The organism is Paenibacillus sp. GYB003 (genome assembly GCF_036577625.1).
GTDB lineage: Bacteria > Bacillota > Bacilli > Paenibacillales > NBRC-103111 > Paenibacillus_AB.
On sequence record NZ_JARBDC010000011.1, the window covers coordinates 49,391 to 70,506 of the forward strand.

Below are 21,116 nucleotides of genomic sequence, written 5' to 3' on the forward strand. Positions count from 1 at the left end.
AATCGGACGGAAACCGGCGTACCCCGCCGGTTTTTTCGTTCGTTTTGCGGACGTACAAAAAAGTATATGCACATTGCGGATTTAATGAATGTTCGAGGCGGCCGCGGCGGTTGTATGATGAGGAGGAATGGCCGAGCATTCAACTATTTGAATCGGAGGGGTGCCGCATGAGTGAACGGAACCGATGGAAAGCCGGAACGGCAAAGAAATGTATGGCGTTGGTTATGTGCGGCCTTTTGTCGCTCATGCTGCCCGCGTGCGGGGGGACGGGCGGAGGAGGCGGGGACAGCCCGGGAAACGCGGCGGGGAGCCAGGCGGGAAGCGCGGCGGAAGGCGGCGGCGGAACAAGCAAAGGACCGGTCAAGCTCGTCTTTTACTCGACGGCGGGCTGGACCCGGGAAGCGTTCGACGAGCGGTTCGGCGACGCCATGCGCAAACAGTTTCCGAACTATACGATCGAGTACATCCAGTCGGGCCAAGGAGCGACGCTCGCCGATTTGGTGGCCGCCGGTCAGCAGATCGACGTCTTTTGGCAGGCGGTCGACGTGACGATCCAGCAAATGCAGGAGTATAAGCTCGAATACGATATGAGCGGGCTGATCCAAAAGCACGGGCTCGATCTGAGCGCGCTCGAGCCGTCGTCCGTCGACGCGGTCCGGGCCATGTCGGGCGGTAAAATGTATGCGCTTCCACTGGTTATCAATACATCCGTCCTGTATTACAATAAAGATTTGTTCGACAAATTCGGCGTCGCTTATCCGAAGGACGGCATGACGTGGGACCACGTCATCGAGCTGGCGAAACGAATGGTCCGAACCGAAGGCGGCCAGCCGTATTACGGACTCGGCACGTCGATCACGCACAATTTCAGCCTGAACCCGCAATCGGTCCCTTACGTCGACCGCAAGACGGAGCGAGCGACCATTACGACCGATCCGCGATGGAAATCGATCTTCGAGGTGATCGTGGAAGCGTACAAGACGACCGGCGGCGGATCGATGGGGCCGCCCCAGTTCGTGCAGAACAAAAACATCGCCATGACCGAAGGGCTCGCCAACCTGTTCCTGAACCTGGACATGACGACGCTGAACTGGGATCTCGTCACGTACCCGACCTACAAGGAGGCGCCGGGCAAAGCGCCGCAGCCGTACCCGACCTTGTTCGGCATTACGGCGACGAGCAAATTCAAGGACGAGGCGTTTCAGGTGCTCCGGCATATGCTGACCGAGCGGGAGCAGCTGAGCTTGTCCGAAAGGGCGATCATCCCCGTGCTGAAAAAAGACAACGTGCTCCAAGCATTCGGCACGAAGAGCAAATATCAGGGGAAAAATTTCAAGGCGATCGTAGGCCGTACCTTTTCGCCGATTGCGGAAAAAACGAAATACGACTCCAAGGCTCAGCCGATCTACAACAAATACGTCCCGAACGTGGCGAAAGGAGAGCTCGACCTGAACTCCGCCTTCCGCAAAATCGATGAGGATATGACGAAGATGATCGCCGAGGAAAAAACGAAATGATCCGGCACGGGCTCGCTCGGCGGCCCGAATGCCGGAAAGCTTCGCTTGCCGCCGCGGCTTCTGGTACAATAGATGACGGGGCTACCCGCAAGCTTAAGCAAAGGAGCTCGAACGTTCGATGACCGCAACGACTTCCGCCGTAAAGCCCCGCCTGTGGGGCGACAAACGGTTTCATACGTGGAACGCCGAAATGCGCGAGCAGTTCGGCACGAAAGTGTTCAAAGTGATGCTCGATGCCGGCTTTACGTGCCCGAACCGGGACGGCCGCATCGCGACGGGCGGCTGCACGTTTTGCAGCGCCAGAGGGTCGGGCGATTTCGCCGGCAGCCGCCGGGACGATCTCGTCACCCAGTTTAACAACATTCGCGACCTCCAGCACCGCAAATGGCCGGAAGCGAACTATATCGGCTATTTTCAGGCATATACGAACACGTATGCTCCGGTCGAGGAACTGCGCGAATATTACGAAGTGATCCTGCAGCAGCCCGGCGTCGTCGGCTTGTCGATCGCCACGCGGCCCGACTGCCTGCCGGACGACGTGGTCGATTATTTGGCGGAGCTGAACGAGCGCACGTACTTGTGGGTCGAAATGGGCTTGCAGACGGTGCACGAGAAAACGTCCGCGCTCATCAACCGGGCGCACGATACGCAGTGCTACCTGGACGCGGTCGCCAAGCTGCGCCGACGCAACATCCGCGTATGCGCGCATATCATTTACGGGCTGCCCGGCGAAACGCACGAGATGATGCTGGACACCGCCAAAGCGGTCGCCGCCATGGACGTGCAGGGCGTCAAAGTGCATCTGCTCCATCTGATGCGCAAGACGCCGATGGTCAAACAGTACGAAGCGGGACTCGTCCGCTTCCTGGAAAAGGACGAATACGTGAAGCTCGTCGTCGACACGCTCGAGCTGCTGCCCCCGGACATGATCGTGCACCGGCTGACCGGCGACGCCCCGCGCGAGCTGCTGATCGGCCCGATGTGGAGCTTGAAGAAATGGGAAGTGCTGAACGCGATCGACGCGGAGCTCGTCCGCCGAAACACATGGCAAGGCAAGCTGTGGACGGGAGCGTAACGCCGTTTCCGCCCGAACCGCCTCCGTCCCGCTCTTGCGGCGACGGAGGTTTTTTCGTGCGGAAAAGCGAACGCGCGCAAGCCGGATGCGGCCCGGCGCAAGCTTCGACGAGACCGACGATCGGGGCGCTCACCCGTTTTACAAAGCAAAAAAAGCATCCGGTCGCGAACGACCAAACGCTTCTGCCCTGGCGTACGGCTGTATGGCGCTGCGCTCTCCCCATGGTTCCCCATGCTGCCTCCACTATGATCCGACGATTCGGAATAATATCAATCGACGATTTGCAGTTGGCGGCCGTCGTACCGGTTCGATTGGCCTTTCCGGTATTCCGACGGAGTCGTTCCGACGAATTGGCGGAACACTTTGCCGAAATAGCTGACGTTGTCGAATCCCGTCTGCCGCGACACTTCCTCCACGGAAAGCCCCGTATTGCGCAGCAGCCGCGCCGCTTCCTCGACGCGGATTTTCCGGAGATGGTGAATCGGGGTAACGCCCGTATGCGCCTTGTATACTTTGCAAAAATGATGCTTCGACATCCCCGCGGCCGCGGCCACGTCATCCAGCGTTACGGTGTCGCCGACCCGGCTCTCCATAAACAGCTTCGCTCGCCGCAGCGAGTCGGGCAGCGGACGGTCCCCCGCATCCCGGCCTTCGGCCATGCGTTCGAAGGCGAGCAGCCATTCGGTCAATCGAAGCGACATGCGGTATTTGTCGCGCAGCCCTTGCGCCCCCGCCTCGCGATACAGGCTCCATAGGAGGCGGACCGGCTCGGAATCCGGCCGAAACGCCGCAACATGGCCGAAGACGCGGATGAAATGCCGCCAATGATCGGACATCGGTCCGCCCTTCGCGCGAATCCATACAAATTCCCACGGCTTCCGGCCGTCCGGCGGGTAATAGTACCGGTGATCGCTCGGGATCGTCGCGAAAAAACCGTGGTGCTTCGGAACGCGATACGTCTGTCCGGCAACGGTTATCGCGCCTTCGCCGGCCAGCGTGTACTGGAACAGATGTCCGCTCCCGGCCCGCCGCAGTCCGTCCTGACCGTAGCCGGCGTCGACCGCCTCTCCCCAGCCGACCGATTCGAGGACGCACAGCCGCTCGGGGATCGGTTCGTTAAAGTGGAACCCGTACGATGTCCGCATAATATTTTACTGCTCCGATCTCAATTAATTACTGTTGAATCGCCGGTTGCGGCGGAGTACCTTTAATATAGACCTGACATGAAACGACAATATTGAAGCATTCACCGAAATTATACCATCTTCCGAAAGGACGTTAAACATCGTGCAAAATCAAGCGCAAGCCGAACATCCGACGACCCGCCCGCAATCCGCCCGTTCGCCCCTCCCTTCGACCCGCCCCGTGCAAGCGGTCATCGTGGGGGCCGGCCACCGCAGCCTGCTGTACGCCTCCTACGCCCAGAAGCATCCCGACGAGCTGCAGATCGTCGGCGTCGTCGAACCGGATCCGGTCCGCCGCGGGCTGACGGCGCAACGGTTCGGGATGGCCGATGATATGCTCTTCGCTTCGGTGGAGGAACTGATCGCAGCCCCCAAGCGTGCCGACGCCGCGATCAACGGAACGATGGACTCGCTGCACGTTACGACGACGATTCCGCTTCTGCGGGCCGGTTACGACGTGCTGCTCGAGAAGCCGATCGGGGTCAGCGAGGAGGAAGTGCTGGGGCTGTACGAAACGGCGCAAACGCACGGACGAACCGTCATGATTTGCCACGTGCTGCGGTACGCGCCGTTTTACGCGGAAATCCGCAAACGGATCGCCGCCGGAGATATCGGGGACATTATCGCCATCCAGACGGAGGAAAACGTCAGCTACCACCATATGGCCACCGCGTTCGTCCGGGGCAAATGGAGCAACGTGCGCGAAGGCGGGTCGTCGATGCTGATGGCCAAATGCTGTCACGACCTCGACTTGATCGCATGGATGAAAGGAGACGTCCGCCCGACCAAAGTGAGCAGCTTCGGCAGCCTGTTCCAGTTCCGTCCCGAGAAGGCGCCCGAAGGCTCCGGCACGCGCTGCCTCGCCGATTGTTCGATCGAAAATTCGTGCACGTATTCGGCCAAAAAAATGTACATCGAGCAGAAGCTGTGGGGCGCATACGCTTGGGACAATATGCATCTCGGCCAAACGCCTTCGGAGGAAGAGAAGCTGGAGTCGCTGCGCACGGACAATCCGTACGGCCGCTGCGTCTGGCGGAGCGGCAACGACGTCGTGGACCATCAGACGGTTATCGTCGAATTCGCGGACGGCAGCACGGCATCGCACAACTTGACCGGCGCTACGTCCAAGCCGTGTCGGACGATTCATATTACCGGCACGAAGGGCGAAATCGTCGGTACGATGGAGGACGGCAGCTTTGCGGTTCGCCATCCCGATGCGCGGGCGGGACATACGTTTAAAGAGGAGAAGGTCGAGCTGAACGTGTCGCGCGACATGCACGGCGGCGGCGACCTGAGGCTGGTCGCGGATTTCATCCGGACGCTGCGCGGCGAAACGCCGTCGCTGTCGTCCACCTCGCTCGACAAGTCGATCTACGGCCATCAGATCGGATTTGCCGCCGACCGGGCCCGGCTCGAAAGCCGCGTCGTGGAAATCGCCGATTTGGCGCGAGGCTGAGCAGCGCAAAGGCAGACGAACGGGGCGTCCCGTCGCCTGCCTTTCCCGTTTTTTATCGACGCGCGGCCGTCAAACCGATCGTTCGCCGTCTTCGTTACCTGAGTAGAAGACAGCGGCATCCGGTTCTTGCAGCGAACGATATCAAACGGGAGGTTGCATGATGAGAAAATCGATATTGTTGCCGGCGGCGCTGGCCGTCGCTCTGTCGCTGGCCGCGTGCGGACAAAAAGAGGCGGCCGCTCCGGCGGGCGGCACGGCTCCGGCAAGCGGCTCCGCTCCCGCAAACGGCGCGAGCTCCGGCGGGCAAAGTCAAACGGCGCAATCCGGGTCGCAAACTCCGGCCAAACCCGAGGCTCCGAAAACAGAGGCTCCGAAGACGGAAGCTCCGAAGACGGAGGCTCCGAAGACGGAGCCCGCCAAGACAGAGCCGCCCAAGACGGAGGCTCCGAAGACCGAAGCTCCGAAGACCGAAGCTCCGAAGACGGAAGCTCCGAAGACGGAAGCCCCTAAGCCGGAAGCTCCGAAGGCCGAGGCCCCCAAGACGGAGCCGGCTAAAGACGCCGTTGCCGTAAAGGCGGAAGAACTGTACAAAACGAACTGCATGTCGTGCCACGGCGCCAACCTCGAGGGCAAGCCCGCCCCGAATTTGCAAAAAATCGGCGAAACGAAAACGAAAGATCAAATTATGACGCAAATTACGAAGGGCGGCACGAGAATGCCCGGCTTCGAGAAAAAAATGGAAGCCGCCGACATCGAAACGTTGGCCGCTTGGCTCGCCGCCAAAAAATGACGCGCGATTCGATTTGGCAATAAAAGAATAGGGAGGGCGCCTCGGCGTCCTCCCTTGTTTCGTTCCCGGAAACCGCGGGTCGGACGACCAGCCTTCGAACTAGCGGCCGACGGACGGGGCGGGTTGGAGCCGGTGCGGCATTTGTCGTAAACGGCAGTTGGCCCGGCAGAAAAGCGTTCGCGGTGCTAGGGTTTGGTTGGGCCCGGCTGCGTCTCCCTGCATTAACGGAATCACACTCCGTTATTCCAATTATTTCCTGACCTTTCCCGGAATTAAGGAACCGGATTCCGTTATTCCGGGGGCAAACGCGGTTACGCGCCATGTTTTCGCTGATTAACGGAATGCCGTTCCGCTATGCTTCTCGCGCATGGCGGATTTGTATCAATAGCGGAAACCGGTTAAACCGGTTCCGCTAATACGGATGGAAAATGCGCGAAAGCTTGAGTTCCGCAGCCGGATATGGTATCGTTTCGCTGGAAAATTCACAGCGTTAACGGAGGGTGCCATGGGCTTTTTATCCGTCTTAAGCTTCGCTCACCGCTGCGTCTCGGAACGGCTCCGGCCCGGCGACATTGCGGTGGACGCCACGGCCGGCACCGGAGCCGACACTTTGTTTTTGTGCAGGGCGGTCGGGGCGAAAGGCACCGTCTACGCCTTCGACATTCAGCAGGAGGCACTCGACCGGGCCGCCGGGCGCGTCGCCGGGGAGCCGGACGCCCCGAAGCTCCATCTGCTGCTGCGCAGCCATGCCGACATGCGGGAAGCGCTCCCCCTTTCCGTTCATGGACGCGTATCCGCCGTCATGTTCAACCTCGGCTATTTGCCGGGCGGCGATCCGCGCATCGTGACGCGTCCCGAATCGACGCTGCCCGCGCTGGACGCCGCGCTTTCCGTGCTGAAGCCGGAAGGCGTCGCGACCGCCGTCCTGTATCCGGGGCACGCCGGAGGACGCGAGGAAGCGGAGCGCGTCGAACGATGGGCGGAAGCGCTGCCGGAATCGGACTACCAGGCGATCGTGTACCGGTTCGCCAATCGGGGCGGCCATTCGCCGTATGTCGTTGCGGTGCAAAAAAGAAAGGTGTACATTGGATACAGACGCGACAACAATGAAAGCGAGGCGCAACAACGATGAAATCGTATCCTCTTCGGTTTAAACCGGAAATGAAAGAACGGGTTTGGGGCGGCCGTGCGCTCGAACAATTCGGCCTCAAGCTGCCGGACGGTCCGATCGGGGAAGGCTGGATGATCGGCGACCATCCGAACGGCACGACGAAGGTCGTAAACGGCGAGCTGGCCGGCATGGGCCTTGACGAGCTGCGCGCAAAATACGGCAGAAGGTTGTTCGGCGCGAAAGCGAACGCCGCTCCGGACGCCCGATTCCCGCTGCTCGTCAAGCTGCTCGACTGCAACGACGATTTGTCCGTACAGGTGCATCCGGACAACGATTACGAGGGGCTGCCCGAAGGCGAGCTCGGCAAAACGGAGATGTGGTATGTGCTGGACGCGAGGCCCGGCGCGAAAATCATATACGGGCTGCAGCCCGGCACGACGCGCGAGACGCTGGCGCAAAGCATCGCCGAAAACCGGATCATGGACTGCCTGCAGGAAGTCGAAGTGCAGGCGGGCGATTCGTTCTATATTCCGGCCGGAACGGTGCACGCACTGTGCGCGGGCGTGCTCGTCGCGGAAATTCAACAAAATTCCGACACGACGTACCGGCTGTACGATTACGACAGACCCGGTCTGGACGGAAAACCGCGGGAGCTGCATATCGAGCACTCGTTGAACGTCGCCGCCTATGAAGGGAGCGGGGCGACCCGGATGAAGACGGACGTCGCCGCCCCGAACGAGTGGCTGCGCCTGGCCTCTTCCCCGTACTTCATCGTCGAGAAAGGCGTTTCCGCGGGCAGCTGGAAGCTGAACGCCGCTCCGGACAGCTTCACGATTCTCGTCGTGTGCGACGGCGCGGGCACGCTCGATTGGGCCGACGGCTCCGTTCCGCTCGAACGCGGCAACTGCTTCCTGATCCCGGCCGATCTGGCCGAATATACGCTGAACGGCGCCATGACGCTGCTTCGCAGCTATTTGCCGTAAAAAATAAAAAAAGCGGGCTTTCCCGCATAGGAGCGAAACCGTGGATCATCCTACCGTCGAAATGATCATCTTCCTAGTTTCCATCGGCTTCGTCGCTTCATTCGTCGATTCCGTCGTCGGCGGGGGCGGACTTATATCCGTCCCCGCTCTTTTGTCGACCGGCCTGCCTCCGGCCGTGGCGCTCGGCACGAACAAGCTCGGCGGAACGATTTCGTCGCTCACCAGCTCGATTTCGTTTTTGCTGTCCGGCAAAATGGACGTCCGGCTCGTCCTCAAATGGTTTCCGCTGTCGCTGATCGGCTCCGTCGCCGGAGCGTACACGGTCCGGCTCATCCCGCCCGACTTTTTAAAGCCGCTCGTCGTGGCGCTGCTCATCGCCGTCGCCTTGTACACGCTGTTCGGAAAAAAACGCGCGGCCCCGCGGGGCGTTCCGCGGCTGACGAACAAAATCGTCGTCGCCGGAGGACTGGTCGCATTGGCGTTCGGCTATTACGACGGCTTCTTCGGACCGGGCACCGGCTCTTTCCTGCTGTTCGCCTTCTTGCTGCTCGGCTTCGATTTCGTCATGGCGGCCGGCAACGCCAAAGCGCTCAATTTGGCCAGCAACGTCGGCAGTCTCGTTACGTTTGCGCTCATGGGGAACGTCAATTTGTATTACGGCATACCGATGGGACTGGCGATGGTCGCGGGGGCATTGATCGGCTCGAGGGTGGCGATTCGCAAAGGGGCCGCTTACGTCAAGCCGCTATTCATCGTCGTGACGACGGTTTTAATCGGCAAGCAATTGTGGGATTTGCTCCATTGAAGCGCCGGGAGCGACTCCGGGTGTTCAATGAGATTGTTCAATGGGAATGTTCAATGGGAATGTTCAATGGGAATGTTCAATGAGATTGTTCAATCGGATTGTTCAATCGGATTGTCAATGAAATCAATCCATGATAATGCTTCAACGAGAATCGAATCGGAGTCCGTACAATTACAAAGCAAAATTCGCTATTAGTGAATCTTCTGCCCTTATTTTCAACGGATAGCCGAATATTCGGTCAACTATAAACCTCGCTTCGCTATTTTGAAAATTATGTTCAGTATTTACGATATGAGGTTCAGTAGAATCGGAGTCCGTGCAATTACAAAGCAAAATTCGCTATTAGTGAATCTATTGCCCTTATTTTCAACGGATAGCCGAATATTCGGTTAACTATAAACCTCGCTTCGCTATTTTGAAAATTATGTTCAGTATTTACGATATGAGGTTCAGTAATTTCAAAAATCCCCTAAAATCCGGGGATTTAGCGTTGTTCAAGTTCACTAATAATGAAAAACGGTTCACTCACTCGATTCATTCGATCATTCGATCATTCGATCATTCGATCATTCGATCATTCGATCATTCGATCATTCGATCATTCGATCATTCGATCATTCGATTCATTCATTCGGTTCTTTCAATCGGTTCCTTCATTCGGTTCTTTCATTCGATTCATTCAACTCATTCGACTCATTCGACTCATTCGACTCATTCGACTCATTTGACTCATTCAACCCACTCGACTCACTCGACTCACTCGATTCACTCGACTCACTCGATTCACTCAAGTTCATTCGATTCGCCACGGGCACGGCACATTGGAGACGCATGCCCGGGACCGGTTACTCCGCGGGCATTTTCGGCAGCACGATGCGTACGAGCGTTCCGTTCTCATCCCCCGACAGCTCGTAATGGCCGCCCATTTTTTGCAGCACGACCTCGCAAAAGTTGAGCCCGAGTCCGATCGAATCTTCCTTGGTCGTAAAAAAGGGGTCTTTCACCAGCTTCATCATGTCGGCGGCGATGCCCGGCCCGGAATCCCGGATCAGGACGGTCGCCGTTTTTTCGTCCATATGAACCGACAGCCTTACGGCGCCGTCCGTGCCGTTCGTCGCGTCGAACGAATTTTTGACGAATTCGTCGAGCACCTCGCGCAAATAGTGAGGGTCGATCAGCAGCTGGCCGTCCGCGGAAGGAAATTCGCAAACGAGCGGCACCCCAAGCTTGATCGCTTCCCGCTGCAAGCCGGGAATGTAGCTTTCCAGAAACACCGACACCCATACCGGACGCAAGTCGAGCTGAAACGGCTTGCCCAGATGGAGCCAGCGCTGCACGTAATTGTTGATTTCCGTCACTTGATGGTTGGCGAGCGTAATGTAATGATCCACGCTTTGGGCGACGAGGCGATCGGCCAAATGGTTGGAAGCGAGATTCGTTTTCAGCGTCGTCTCGATCAGCTGCAGGCTCCCGCGCACGACCGCCAGCGGGTTCAAGATGCTGTTGGCCGTACCGGCCGCCATCTCGCCGATCAGCTTCCGCTTCTCGTTCGTCAGCTGCATTTCGTAAAACTGGCACAGTCCGGAAATGTCGAAAAGCGCGATTTGGCACCGCTCCTCGCCCCGCTCCTCCGTCCGGTAGCAATAGGCCATCAATCGATACGCCCGATCCCGGACGTTCTCTTCGATGACGACGCCGGCCACGTCCTGCTTCTGCTTGACCGCGAGCGCGGCGACTTTGCGAAGCTGGGACGATTCCGGTAGCGGCTGCTCCTCTTCGATCTGATAGATGGCTTTCATTTTGGCGTTTCCGTACGCCAACTGCATTTGCCCATTTATCGAAGCGATGGCAAAATCGATATTCGGGGATTGCGCGATGAAGTCGATAACGTTCATTCCGTCAACGTCCTTTGGTTTGTGGCTGAAATCGATCCAGCACGGGTTATGTCGAAAATTATTACTTGAAATTAATTCGAGTGTACCATAGAGGAGCGGCAAAGAAAAAGCTATTTCCGTTCGCACGAATCGTTCGGTATAATGATGGAGAACCAAACGGACCTTATTCGGCGAGAGGAGCGACCTTCCATGAATACTTTACATAACGCCGTCTGGCTCTATCTCGGTTCGGAAGCCCGAAACGGCGAAGAAATCGCCGCTTTTGTCGATTGGTGCGGGCGAAACCGGGTCGGCAAAGCGCTCGTCCACTTGAGTTTGGGCGGAAGCGCGGACGAATCGACCGAGCGGCGGATCGCCGCGCTCGCCGAGGCTTGCGAGGGCAAGGGCATCGAGCTGCACGGCATGGTATCGACGCTGCACAGACGGTTAAACGACAAGAACAAGCTGCCGTTCGCGGACCCGGCCTGCTACTGCGTCGACGCACACGGCATTTCGAATTACGAGGAGCCGATTTGCGGCCACGGCTACGTGCTGGACCCCCGCCATCCGGACGTCGTCCGGACCGTATCGGAGCAATGCGCCGAGCTGCTTCGTCGGTACCCGGGATTGAGCGGCATCCATTTGGACTTTATCCGCTACTACCATTATGAAAGCAAGCTGACGATCGATACGAAAAGCGCCGGCCATTGGATAGGGTTGCCGAAGGCGGGGCAGTCGATTCGCCTCGAAACGCAGGACGGAGTCCGGACGACGTATTTTATCGAAGAAGCGCGCAACCGGTACAACGATCCTCCGGTCGGGGACAAGCTCGTGCTGTCCCGCAGCTATCGCTATTGCTTTTGCGACGATTGCCTGGCCGGCTTCGAAACGTTCAGCGGCATCGCCATGCCCGCCTCGCTTCCGGATACCGCGGCCAAAGCCGGCTGGCTGCTCGGGGAGCATCCCGCCGAATGGGCGGAATACCGCGCGGGCATCGTTACCGATCTCGTCGGCTCGATCCGCGCCGCCATCAGGCGCGAGCGCCCCGATGCGCAGCTGTCCGCCGCCATCTGGTACAACGCCCCGTACGGCAACGAGCTGCGGGGAGAACCGCTTCGCCCCGAAAGCGAGTTCGAATGCTTCGGGCAAAAATGGTGGGAGTGGGTACGCCGCGGATATGTCGACTTCGTCTGCCCGATGGACTACTGGCTGAAGCCCGGCAGCTTCGGCGGCGTCGTGGACGGTCAAATCCGCAAAACGGAAAACCGCGTCCCCGTTTACGCCGGCCTGCTCAAGACGCCGGAATACGAAATCGACAAGGCCGGCTACGAGGAATATGCGAGGCGCGCGGCAGCGGGCGGGGCCGCCGGAATTTGCTTTTTCCATTACGGTTCCTGGAAGCAGCTGCTATGAACCGTTCCGTTCGTCCGCTAAGGGAAGGAGCTCAGCAGCCGATGCGCTTGAAAGCGATTTTGAAAGAATGGGTGCCGCCGCTCTTGATCGCCGTCGTTCTCAGTCTGCTTATCCAGACGTACGTGGCTCAGGCGGTCAAAGTGCCGAGCGGCTCGATGGAACCGAATATTCAGATCGGCGACCGGCTCGTGATGGAGAAGATGCTGAAGTTCACCGAATTCCGCCACGGAGACATCGTCGTATTCAATCATGCCGCGGAAAACAAAGAGAAAGTCCGCTACGTCAAACGGCTGATCGGCCTCCCCGGCGATACGATCGAGGTGAAAGACGGAGCGCTCTACCGGAACGGCGAAAAAGTCGACGAGCCGTATTTGACCGTCAAAATGGCGTACACGTTCGAGAAAGTGACCGTTCCCGAAGGCCATTATTTCTTCCTCGGGGACAACCGGAACAACAGCTACGACGGCCATTTATGGCCGAACCGCTTTGTCGCCGAAAGCGAGCTGGTCGGCAAAGTGATGTTCCGGTTTTTCCCGTTTCAGCACGCAGGACCGTTGTAATCGCAACGGTTCTTTTTTCGCTCATTTTTCGACATGATAAAGATAGGAAAGCGCGGCGAAAATACGGTACAATAACGTTACAGGTTCGATACAACTTAGCGACAACCCCGTCCGCGGGGTCCGCTTACCCCCACTCAGAAAGCGAAGGTGAGCCCATGAGCAAGCTGGCTATCGACGGAGGCGCTCCGGTCCGCGGCGCTCCGCTGCCTCCGAACTATCCCGGCGCCGTCGTGTACGGCAAAGAAGAAGCCGATTTCGCTTCGAAAGTCATTTATTCGCAGTCGCCGTTCCGGTATTACGGGCCGAACCTGCAGGGCGCCGTCGAAGCACTCGAAAACGCGATGACGTCCGATCTCGGCGCGGCGTACGCGCTGGCCGTCACCTCCGGCACCGCGGCGCTGATCGTGGCGATGAAGGCGCTCGGCATCGGCTACGGCGACAAAGTGATCGTCCCGGCGAATACGTTTCTCGCCACGCCCGGCGCCGTCGTATGCTGCAACGCCGTTCCCGTCTATTGCGACGTCGACGACAGCTTGAACATCGATCCGACCGACCTGGAGCGGGTATACGACGAGGACGTCAAGGCGATCATCGTCGTGCCGATTCTCGGCAACCCGGTCGACATGGACCCGATCGTCGCGTTCGCCAAAAGCAAACATATCGCCGTCATCGAAGATATGGCGCAATCGTGCGGCGTCCGCTACAAAGGCCGCTACGCGGGAACGATCGGCGACATCGGCACGTTCAGCTTCCAGATGAACAAGATCGTCACGTCCGGCGAAGGCGGAGCCGTCGTCACGAACGACAAGAAGCTGCTGGAACGAGCGATCCGCTATCACGATCAAGGCATCCTGCGCCATCGCGACCGGTACGGCATCGATTCGCCGGACGAGACGTTCGCCTTCTCCGGCCAAAACTACCGGATGAGCGAAATTTCCGGAGCGGTCATGCTGGAGCAGTGGAAAAAGCTGCCCGATATCGTCGGTACGATGAAACGGCATCACGACCGCATCGCCGCCGCGCTTCGGTCGGAAATTCCGGAAATCCGCTTCCGAAGCTGCCCGGACCCCGAGGGCGCGATCGGCTCGAACCTCGGAATCGTGTTCGCGACGTCGGAAGCGGCCGCGCTGTTCAACAAAGCGCTGAACGCCGAAAACGTGCAATCGTACGTGCTGTACGGCGGCAAGCCGGTTTACATGAACCCGTCGCTGTTCCATATGCGGACGGCGGAGAAAGACAATTTCCCGTACAACTATCCGTTCAAGCGTCCGGTAACCGTTACGGCAAACATGTGCCCGCGGGCGGTCGACTTGATCCCGCGCACGGCGTACATTCCGATATCGCCGATCCTGACCGACCGGGACGCATCCGACATAATCGAGGCGGTCGTCAAGGTTCATCGCGCATTGCGCGTGTTCGCTTGACGCATCCTAAGCAAGTCATCCGAAAACCGTTTCCGATCCGGAGACGGTTTTTCGTTTTCGTGCGCCTTCGGACCGGGCGATCGCCCAAAAGACTTACTATTGTCAAGTAACTATGCTAAAATAAAATTGTAGTACTGGACAGGAGATGAACCCGTATGGATAACGCAGACCACAACACGCACCTGTGTCCCAAGTTCGAGACGGCGTTCGAGCTGCTCGGGAAACGTTGGACCGGTTTGATCATCCATGTGCTGATGAACGGTCCGATGCGTTTCAAGGATATATCTGCCATGATCCCGGATATGAGCGACCGGATGCTGACCGAGCGGTTCAAAGAGCTGGAGCAGGCCGGCATCGTCGTCCGGAACGTATACCCGGAAATGCCGATCCGGATCGAGTACGAGCTGACCGAGAAAGGGAAAGCGCTCCGGCCCGTCATGGAGGCGGTGCAGGACTGGAGCGACGGCTGGATCAAACTATGAGGCGGCTTGCGGCGAAAAGCGAAATAAGGACATTTCCATAGCCCTTCGACAAACGGGCGGGAAGTGTCCTTATTTGCGTTTCCGGCAATGCGAACCCCGATCCGGCGCGGCAATCGATCCCGCATGCATAAAATGCGCCGGTTGCCGAATACTACTCGTACCGGCTTCCGATTGGACCGGATGCCGTTTTTTCGTTCGGCTGGAGGTGTCGTAAGCTTATGAAGTACAAGGCGACTTTCGTCCTGACGCTGTTCGCCGTCGCGCTCTGCTTGTTCAATTATTCGGGACTCGATCCGGACAACATTTTTTTGTTCATGCTGAGCGTCCCCGTATGGCTGATCGAAATCGTCGGCGACATTCATTACGTCAACCTGTTCGCCGTCTATTTGCTGACGATCGTGTCGTACGCCCTGTTCGGCGCCATCGGCGATTATTTCCGCCTCAAACGAAGAGCCCGCTCCTGACCGGAAACGTCCGTTTCCGCCGGAGGGGCTCTTCTGGCTTCCGACCGACCGTATGGGGTACAGGCTCAAATCGGAAACACCGTCTGCACCGCCGCCGTTATGTCCCGGGCCATCTTCAGCACGCGGCCGAGCGGCGTGTTTTGCAAAATCGAATATTGCCTCGGACCGTCCGCGTTCACGATCGCCGCTATCGAATAGCGGCCGACGGGAGGGAGCGTCCTTCCGACCGACTTGCCCGGCTCCAGCGGGTGGCACGCCACCTGATACAGGCCGACCGACGTCGACAGGCCGAGACAGGCGTCGATGGCGACGGGGATCAACTCCGGCGGAATGTCGCGAATGCGCTTCTCGAGGTTGCTGGCGTCGCACGGATCGTCCAGCGTGCCGATCACCTGCGTATAGCCGGCTTCGCGCAGCAGCGTGCCGGTCAGCGGCCCGAGCGCGTCGCCGGTCGAACGGTCCGTTCCGATGCATACGAAAACAAGCTGCGCGGCCGGGACGCCCTCGTCCCGGATTTGCCGGAAAAACTCGGGCAGCCGGTCCCCCGTCACTTTCCGGCGATTCGGTCCGGTCGCCATTTTGTCGTCCCTCCCCCTTCGCTTCGCCGCTCGCGCGGCCGTTATGGTACAATAGCTGCAGCGGCATGATCCTTCCGCTTATTTCCGCCCTCCGACCGATCCGGCATAACCGGGCTTGTCCAAAAAAAGGAGAACGTCCATGCGATTGCTCGACGCGCTCGCGAGTATAACGCTGCTCTACTGGCTCGCGATGCTAAGTATGTCCATTCCCGGCTTCCGGCGGCTTCGCCCTCTGCCGGCATCCGCCGGAGACCGGTCCGACAGCGTTCCGCTCGTTTCCGTCATTATCGCCGCCAAGGAGGAAGAAGCGTCCATCGCCGAGACGGTGCGGCATCTGATGGCGCAAACGTATCCGCGGCTCGAAATTATCGCCGTCAACGACCGTTCCGCCGACGGCACGGGCAGACGTCTGGACGAGCTGAAGCGTTGGTCCGAGCGCCGCCCCGACACGGGCATCCCGCTTCGCGTCATTCACGTCGCGAACCTCCCCGGCGGCTGGCTCGGCAAAAATCACGCGCTGTACCAAGGCTACTTGCAGGCGAAAGGGACGTATTTGCTGTTCACCGACGCCGACGTCAAGTTCGCTCCGTCCTGCATTCGCGACGCGGTCGACTATGCGACGGCGCATTCCGCGGCGCATGTAACGCTCGCTCCGAAGATGGTCGCGAAAACGTTATGGCTTCGCGTCTTCGTCCGCTACTTTATGTTTTCGTTGTTCCTGTTTTTGCGGCTGTGGCGCGCGAACGACGACCGCCGGAGCAAATTCGGGACGGGCATCGGCGCCTTCAACCTGATCCATCGCAAGGCGTACGAAGCGATCGGCACGCATCGCGCCTTCCGGATGCGTCCCGACGACGATTTGCGGCTCGGCCTGCTCGTGAAGCGGGCCGGCTTCAAGCAGCGGCTGCTGATCGGCAAAGACAGTCTGGAAGTCGAATGGTACGCTTCCTTGAAGGAAGCCGTCCATGGGCTCGAAAAAAATATATTTTCCGGGTTCGGCTACCGGCTCCCCGTCGCGGCCTTCGCCTTGATCGGCCAGCTGCTGGCGTTTTTCGGCCCGTTCGCCGGCTTGCTGCTTCTTCCCCGCTGGAGCGGAATCGCCTATGCCGCCAGCGCCGCGATCGTGACGGGCCTTTACGTCGCGAGCGTCCGCCGCCTGTCCGGCGATTCGGGCAAAGAAGCGGTTCTGCTTCCGCTCGCCGTATGGATGCTCGTCGCCGTGCTGGCGCGCTCCGTCTATTTGACCGTCCGGCGCGGCGGCATGTATTGGCGCGGCACGTTTTATCCGCTGTCGCGGCTGCGGGACAAGTAAGGAAAGCGCGTTCGACGGGAAGCGGCCGCTTACGAGAGCCGCTTACTTTTTGAGCAGGCGCAGCTCGTCGCACAGCGCTTCGATCTCGCTGATGCTGAAATGCTGCTTGCTCATGACGACGTCGTACATGTCCCTCAAATCCTCGTATTTGTCGAGGTCGAAATGATCCGCCTTGATCGATTGCGCGGCGACGACCTTCAGCTTGCCCTTGATGCCCTCCACCATGTACGCCACATTGGTTTCGGATTTGACGGTTAAGTCCATCGGTCCCATCCTTTCCCGGCTAACGTTTTATCAATTGTACCATGCGAGCCCGGGAAATGCCCACATCGCGCGGGCATATTCGCCAAGGCGGCATCCGTGCGGACGGCGGCGGCTCGCGAAGCCGCCCGGCCAAGAGGGCGTGCGCGCCTCCGACGCCGCGCTGCATAATCGGTCGCGGCGATGCGCACAGTATTACGTGTACGCGCGCCAGCCGCGATATATACCGGAAAAGGAGCGAACGACGCATGGAAAATAAATCGCACGAAGGCAACTACAAAGGCACGGCCCATATGAAGGCGGAAAATCAGGATATGGCGTTCGTGAACGATATCGTGGAAAAGGAAAAGTCCGAGCAAACCGTCCGGGGCGAAAAATCGGGAAAATCGGAATAGCGGACCGGAGAAGCGGCAAACCCCGCCGAGGCGTCGAGCCTTGGGCGGGGTTTTTGGCGCAGTCCGGTACAGGAGTATGAAAGGGGACGCCGCGGTCTAGTCTTCGTCGCGTGCCGTCCGCATCAGACCCGCACGATACAGGCGGACGATGTTTTCCGCCGCCTCGGCCAGCAGCGCGTCCGCGCTTTCCATCGCCGTCTCCAGCGGCATCGGCCGGTTCGCGATGCTGAACAAAGCGGTTATGCCGATTTCGTGCAGCGTCTCCGAGCCTTCGCCGAGCCCTCCCGACAAACAGACGACGGGGACGCCGGCTTGCCGGGCGGCCGCGGCTATGCCCGCCGGCACTTTGCCGAAGGCGGTCTGGCCGTCGGTCCGGCCCTCGCCGGTAATGACTAGCGCGGCGCCGCGAATGGACGACTCAAAGCCGGCCAATTCCATAATGACGCCGATGCCCGGCTTCAGCTCGGCGCCGCAGAACGCCAGCAGTCCCGCGCCCAAGCCGCCCGCCGCGCCGGCGCCCGGCACATCGTCCACGCGCTGCCCGTTGTGAGCCGCGATACGCTCGGCGTAACGCTTCAGCCCGCGGTCGAGCCGCTCCACCGTTTCGGGCGTCGCCCCCTTCTGCGGGCCGTACACCGCAGAAGCGCCGCTCGGTCCGCACAGCGGGTTCGTCACGTCGCTAAGGACGGTGACGGAAGCAGAGGAGAGCCGGCGGTCCAACCCGCTCGCGTCGATCGAAGCGATCCGCTCGAGCAGCCCGCCGCAGCCGTGCGCGGTGATTTCATTGCCCCCGTCGTCCAGAAACCGGACGCCGAGCGCCTGCGCCATGCCCATGCCGCCGTCGTTCGTCGCGCTGCCGCCGAGGCCGATCAAAATGCGCGTGGCTCCGCGCCCGAGCGCATCGCGAATCAGCTGCCCGGTGCCGAACGTCGTCGTCCGGAGCGGGTCGCGCGCTTCCGCCGGCACAAGCGGCAGCCCGGAAGCCGCGGCCATCTCGATCACCGCCGTCCGCCCGTCCGGCAGCAGGCCGTACGCCGCCTCCACCGGCTCGCCGAGCGGCCCGACGACCGTTACCGTGATCCGGTCTCCTCCGGCCGCGGCCAGCACCGCGTCGACCGTCCCCTCCCCGCCGTCGGCCATCGGCACGATCGTCGTTCCGGCGTCCGGCGCCGCCCGAAGAACGCCGGCCCGTATCGCCTCCGCCGCCGCTACCGACGATAAACTCCCTTTGAACGAATCCGGCGCGACCACTACGCGAAATGCCGGTCCCGTCGCGCCTCCGCTTGCTGCATCGATACTCATTCGCTTCCCTCTTTCGTCCGTGTCGATCGTTTCGATCATTCATCTTAAAGTTTGCAAGCTACCGACCGTTTACGACGTTTACCGGCGAGCCGTTCCGAAACGCCTCCACATTGGCCGCCGCCGTCTCCATGAGCCGCTCTCTCGCTTCCCGCGTCGCCCATCCGATATGCGGCGTCACGATGCAGTTCGGCGCGCCGAGCAGCGGGTTGTCCGCCGCCGGCGGCTCCGTCGACAGCACGTCCAGCCCCGCTCCGGCGATTGCGCCCGCGCGCAGCGCGTCGGCCAAATCCGGCTCGCGAATGAGCTTGCCCCGTCCCGTGTTGATCAGAAACGCCGTCTTTTTCATCCGCGACAACGTATCCGCGCGAATGAGCCCTTCCGTCTCGGGGGTCAGCGGCGTATGCAGCGTCACGACGTCCGCTTCGCCGAGCAGCCGCTCCAGCGGGACAAGCTCGACGCCCGCGACATTCGGCCGCTTGCCGCTCCGGTTCGTCGCGATGACGTTCATGCCGAACGCTTGTCCGATCACGGCCACCTTTTCGCCGATGCCGCCCATGCCGACGATGCCGAGCGTTTTGCCCGACAGCTCGACGAGCGGCGTTTTCCAGAAGCTGAAGTCGGGACTCGCCGTCCACGCCCCTTCGCGCACCGCCTCGTCGTGCACCCCGACCCGGTGACACAGCTCGAGCAGCAGCGAGAAGACGAGCTGGGCGACCGACGCGGAGCTGTACGCGGGCACATTCGTTACCGTAATGCCCAGCTCCGCGGCCGCTTCCGTATCGACCACGTCGTACCCGGTCGCCAGCACCCCGATATACCGGAGCTTCGGCAGCCGCCTCAGCAGCTCGGCGCGAAGCGGCGTTTTATTCGTCAGCACGATGTCCGCGTCTTTCGCCCGCTCGGCGATCAGATCGACCGGCGTCCGGTCGTACACCCGCAGGGGGCCGAGCGCCTCCAGCCGGCTCCAGCTCAAGTCTCCCGGATTCAGCGTATATCCGTCCAACACTACAATCGTCATGCCCGTATCCTCGCTCTCACGCTTTTGTGCGGACCGGCTTCAAGCCGGACCCCGCTTCGTCCACGGCGCATCTTCCCGCAAAGCCGTATAGATGCATTGTAACGCAACAGGGCGCTTCGATGCCAGCCGTTATCGCCTTCCCGATAGGCAAGAGCAAACGACGGCATAGCGCGACTGTCCGGAGGACAACCTAACGTGAAATCGGGCCGAAGGGCGCCGGAAACGGCCCCCGGGCGTCGGCCGTATACAGCTCCGGCTGCGGCAAAGTCAAAATAAGCGGACCTTTGCGCGTCAGGGCGATCGTATGCTCGTATTGCGCCGACCGTTTGCCGTCGACGGCCGTGGCCGTCCAGCCGTCGGCTCCGATTTTCGCCTTCGGCTTGCCCGCCGTCAAGATCGGCTCGATCGTAATGACCATCCCTTCCTCCAGCCGGACGCCTTTGCCCGCTTTGCCAACATGCGGCACGGACGGCCATTCGTGAATCCAATTGCCGATGCCGTGCCCGGTGAAATCGCCGAAAACGGAGTAGCCGTTCGCCCTGGCGACGCTTTGAATTTCGTGCGCGACATCGCCGAGCCGGTTGCCGATCTTCGCCTTGGCGATTCCGGCGTACAAGCAGGTTTGCGCCGCGCGCATCAGACGTCTGGACGACGCGGATACGTCGCCGACGGCGAACGTCCACGCCGAGTCGGCCAGCCAGCCGTCGCGGTTTACGACCATATCGATCGTCACGATATCGCCGTCCTTCAGCGGTTTATCGTCCGGCATGCCGTGGCATGCCACTTCGTTGACGGACGCGCAGGTCGCGTAAGGATACCCGCGGTACCCTTTCTGTTCGGGAGTCGCGCCGTTGTCCGCCAAAAAGCGTTCGACGAACGCGTCGATTTCGAGCGTCGTGACGCCGGGCTTGATGCGTCGGTTCAGCTCGCGGCGGCAGGCGGCGAGAATGGCGCCCGCTCTCGCGATGAGCGCGATTTGCTCCGCGGTTTTCCATCCTGTCATCGGAATTCCCCCTGGACGTGCCCCGAATGCGCGGATCGCTAGGCAATCGCATCGTTTTGCAGTATACTGACATAGATTGTTCGGCCTGCATCCGGGCTTTATTTTGAAA

The 21,116-nt window shown here is 60.1% G+C and carries 21 protein-coding genes; 14 read left to right on the forward strand and 7 right to left on the reverse strand.

Translation table 11 applies throughout. The annotated features are described in order from the left end of the window. Positions 1–167 precede the first annotated feature (167 nt). Positions 168–1,517, forward strand: coding sequence for an ABC transporter substrate-binding protein (locus PV407_RS06695; RefSeq protein ID WP_332089128.1), 1,350 nt, complete (start codon positions 168–170; stop codon positions 1,515–1,517). Between the two features lie 118 nt (positions 1,518–1,635). After that, positions 1,636–2,592 (forward strand): TIGR01212 family radical SAM protein, encoded by a 957-nt coding sequence (locus PV407_RS06700; RefSeq protein ID WP_332089129.1) that lies wholly within the window; start codon positions 1,636–1,638, stop codon positions 2,590–2,592. A gap of 269 nt (positions 2,593–2,861) precedes the next feature. Here PV407_RS06700 and PV407_RS06705 read toward each other — a convergent pair whose 3' ends face one another. Further along, the gene (locus tag PV407_RS06705) at positions 2,862–3,737 is read right to left on the reverse strand and encodes an AraC family transcriptional regulator (RefSeq protein ID WP_332089130.1); all 876 of its coding nucleotides are present in this window, start codon (positions 3,735–3,737) and stop codon (positions 2,862–2,864) included. Between the two features lie 142 nt (positions 3,738–3,879). Here PV407_RS06705 and PV407_RS06710 point away from each other — a divergent pair, with 142 nt between their 5' ends. The 5 genes from PV407_RS06710 to PV407_RS06730 all read left to right on the forward strand — a co-directional run bounded on the left by PV407_RS06710 (position 3,880) and on the right by PV407_RS06730 (position 8,921). Continuing rightward, positions 3,880–5,232 carry a Gfo/Idh/MocA family protein gene (locus tag PV407_RS06710; protein ID WP_332089131.1) on the forward strand — a complete coding sequence of 451 codons (1,353 nt, stop codon included), beginning with the start codon at positions 3,880–3,882 and terminating at the stop codon, positions 5,230–5,232. Positions 5,233–5,392: 160 nt separating this feature from the next. Further along, a complete protein-coding gene (locus tag PV407_RS06715) occupies positions 5,393–6,022 on the forward strand; it encodes a c-type cytochrome (RefSeq protein WP_332089132.1) in 630 nt (209 codons plus the stop codon). A 505-nt stretch (positions 6,023–6,527) separates the two neighbouring features. Then, on the forward strand, positions 6,528–7,154 hold the full coding sequence (locus tag PV407_RS06720; protein WP_332089133.1) for a tRNA (mnm(5)s(2)U34)-methyltransferase: 627 nt from the start codon (positions 6,528–6,530) through the stop codon (positions 7,152–7,154). Beyond that, positions 7,151–8,116: a type I phosphomannose isomerase catalytic subunit gene (locus PV407_RS06725; RefSeq protein ID WP_332089134.1), complete on the forward strand. Its 966-nt coding sequence runs from the start codon at positions 7,151–7,153 to the stop codon at positions 8,114–8,116. Before PV407_RS06720 ends, PV407_RS06725 begins: the two co-directional genes overlap by 4 nt. A 40-nt stretch (positions 8,117–8,156) precedes the next feature. Continuing rightward, positions 8,157–8,921 (forward strand): sulfite exporter TauE/SafE family protein, encoded by a 765-nt coding sequence (locus PV407_RS06730; RefSeq protein WP_332089135.1) that lies wholly within the window; start codon positions 8,157–8,159, stop codon positions 8,919–8,921. Between the two features lie 845 nt (positions 8,922–9,766). Here PV407_RS06730 and PV407_RS06735 read toward each other — a convergent pair. Further along, positions 9,767–10,816 carry a HAMP domain-containing sensor histidine kinase gene (locus PV407_RS06735; protein ID WP_332089136.1) on the reverse strand — a complete coding sequence of 350 codons (1,050 nt, stop codon included), beginning with the start codon at positions 10,814–10,816 and terminating at the stop codon, positions 9,767–9,769. Between the two features lie 189 nt (positions 10,817–11,005). Here PV407_RS06735 and PV407_RS06740 point away from each other — a divergent pair, with 189 nt between their 5' ends. From PV407_RS06740 to PV407_RS06760, 5 genes are all read left to right on the forward strand, one after another. Beyond that, positions 11,006–12,208: a hypothetical protein gene (locus tag PV407_RS06740; RefSeq protein WP_332089137.1), complete on the forward strand. Its 1,203-nt coding sequence runs from the start codon at positions 11,006–11,008 to the stop codon at positions 12,206–12,208. A gap of 41 nt (positions 12,209–12,249) precedes the next feature. Next, the gene (lepB, locus tag PV407_RS06745; protein ID WP_332089138.1) at positions 12,250–12,768 is read left to right on the forward strand and encodes a signal peptidase I; all 519 of its coding nucleotides are present in this window, start codon (positions 12,250–12,252) and stop codon (positions 12,766–12,768) included. A gap of 155 nt (positions 12,769–12,923) precedes the next feature. After that, a complete protein-coding gene (locus PV407_RS06750) occupies positions 12,924–14,192 on the forward strand; it encodes a DegT/DnrJ/EryC1/StrS family aminotransferase (protein WP_332089139.1) in 1,269 nt (422 codons plus the stop codon). Positions 14,193–14,347: 155 nt separating this feature from the next. Continuing rightward, on the forward strand, positions 14,348–14,674 hold the full coding sequence (locus PV407_RS06755) for a winged helix-turn-helix transcriptional regulator (protein WP_332089140.1): 327 nt from the start codon (positions 14,348–14,350) through the stop codon (positions 14,672–14,674). Positions 14,675–14,892: 218 nt separating this feature from the next. Further along, positions 14,893–15,138 (forward strand): hypothetical protein, encoded by a 246-nt coding sequence (locus tag PV407_RS06760; RefSeq protein ID WP_332089141.1) that lies wholly within the window; start codon positions 14,893–14,895, stop codon positions 15,136–15,138. A 65-nt stretch (positions 15,139–15,203) separates the two neighbouring features. On the opposite strand, the gene yyaC is transcribed toward PV407_RS06760, so the two are convergent. Next, the gene (gene yyaC / locus PV407_RS06765) at positions 15,204–15,716 is read right to left on the reverse strand and encodes a spore protease YyaC (RefSeq protein WP_332089142.1); all 513 of its coding nucleotides are present in this window, start codon (positions 15,714–15,716) and stop codon (positions 15,204–15,206) included. Between the two features lie 139 nt (positions 15,717–15,855). On the opposite strand from yyaC, the gene PV407_RS06770 reads away from it, so the two are divergent. Then, positions 15,856–17,028: a glycosyltransferase gene (locus PV407_RS06770; protein ID WP_332089143.1), complete on the forward strand. Its 1,173-nt coding sequence runs from the start codon at positions 15,856–15,858 to the stop codon at positions 17,026–17,028. 42 nt (positions 17,029–17,070) lie between these two features. Here the strand turns inward: PV407_RS06770 and PV407_RS06775 are convergent, their stop codons facing one another. Further along, positions 17,071–17,292: a DUF1128 domain-containing protein gene (locus tag PV407_RS06775; RefSeq protein ID WP_332089144.1), complete on the reverse strand. Its 222-nt coding sequence runs from the start codon at positions 17,290–17,292 to the stop codon at positions 17,071–17,073. A 245-nt stretch (positions 17,293–17,537) separates the two neighbouring features. Here PV407_RS06775 and PV407_RS06780 point away from each other — a divergent pair, with 245 nt between their 5' ends. Beyond that, on the forward strand, positions 17,538–17,684 hold the full coding sequence (locus PV407_RS06780; RefSeq protein WP_332089145.1) for a hypothetical protein: 147 nt from the start codon (positions 17,538–17,540) through the stop codon (positions 17,682–17,684). A gap of 96 nt (positions 17,685–17,780) precedes the next feature. Here the strand turns inward: PV407_RS06780 and PV407_RS06785 are convergent, their stop codons facing one another. The 3 genes from PV407_RS06785 to map form a co-directional block, all read right to left on the reverse strand. Beyond that, entirely contained in the window at positions 17,781–18,986 is a 1,206-nt protein-coding gene (locus PV407_RS06785) for a glycerate kinase (RefSeq protein WP_332089146.1), read from the reverse strand. Between the two features lie 58 nt (positions 18,987–19,044). Continuing rightward, positions 19,045–20,004, reverse strand: coding sequence for a D-2-hydroxyacid dehydrogenase (locus PV407_RS06790; RefSeq protein WP_332089147.1), 960 nt, complete (start codon positions 20,002–20,004; stop codon positions 19,045–19,047). A gap of 190 nt (positions 20,005–20,194) precedes the next feature. Further along, complete coding sequence (gene map, locus PV407_RS06795; protein WP_332089148.1) at positions 20,195–21,007, reverse strand: type I methionyl aminopeptidase; 813 nt, start codon at positions 21,005–21,007, stop codon at positions 20,195–20,197. Between the last annotated feature and the right edge of the window lie 109 nt (positions 21,008–21,116).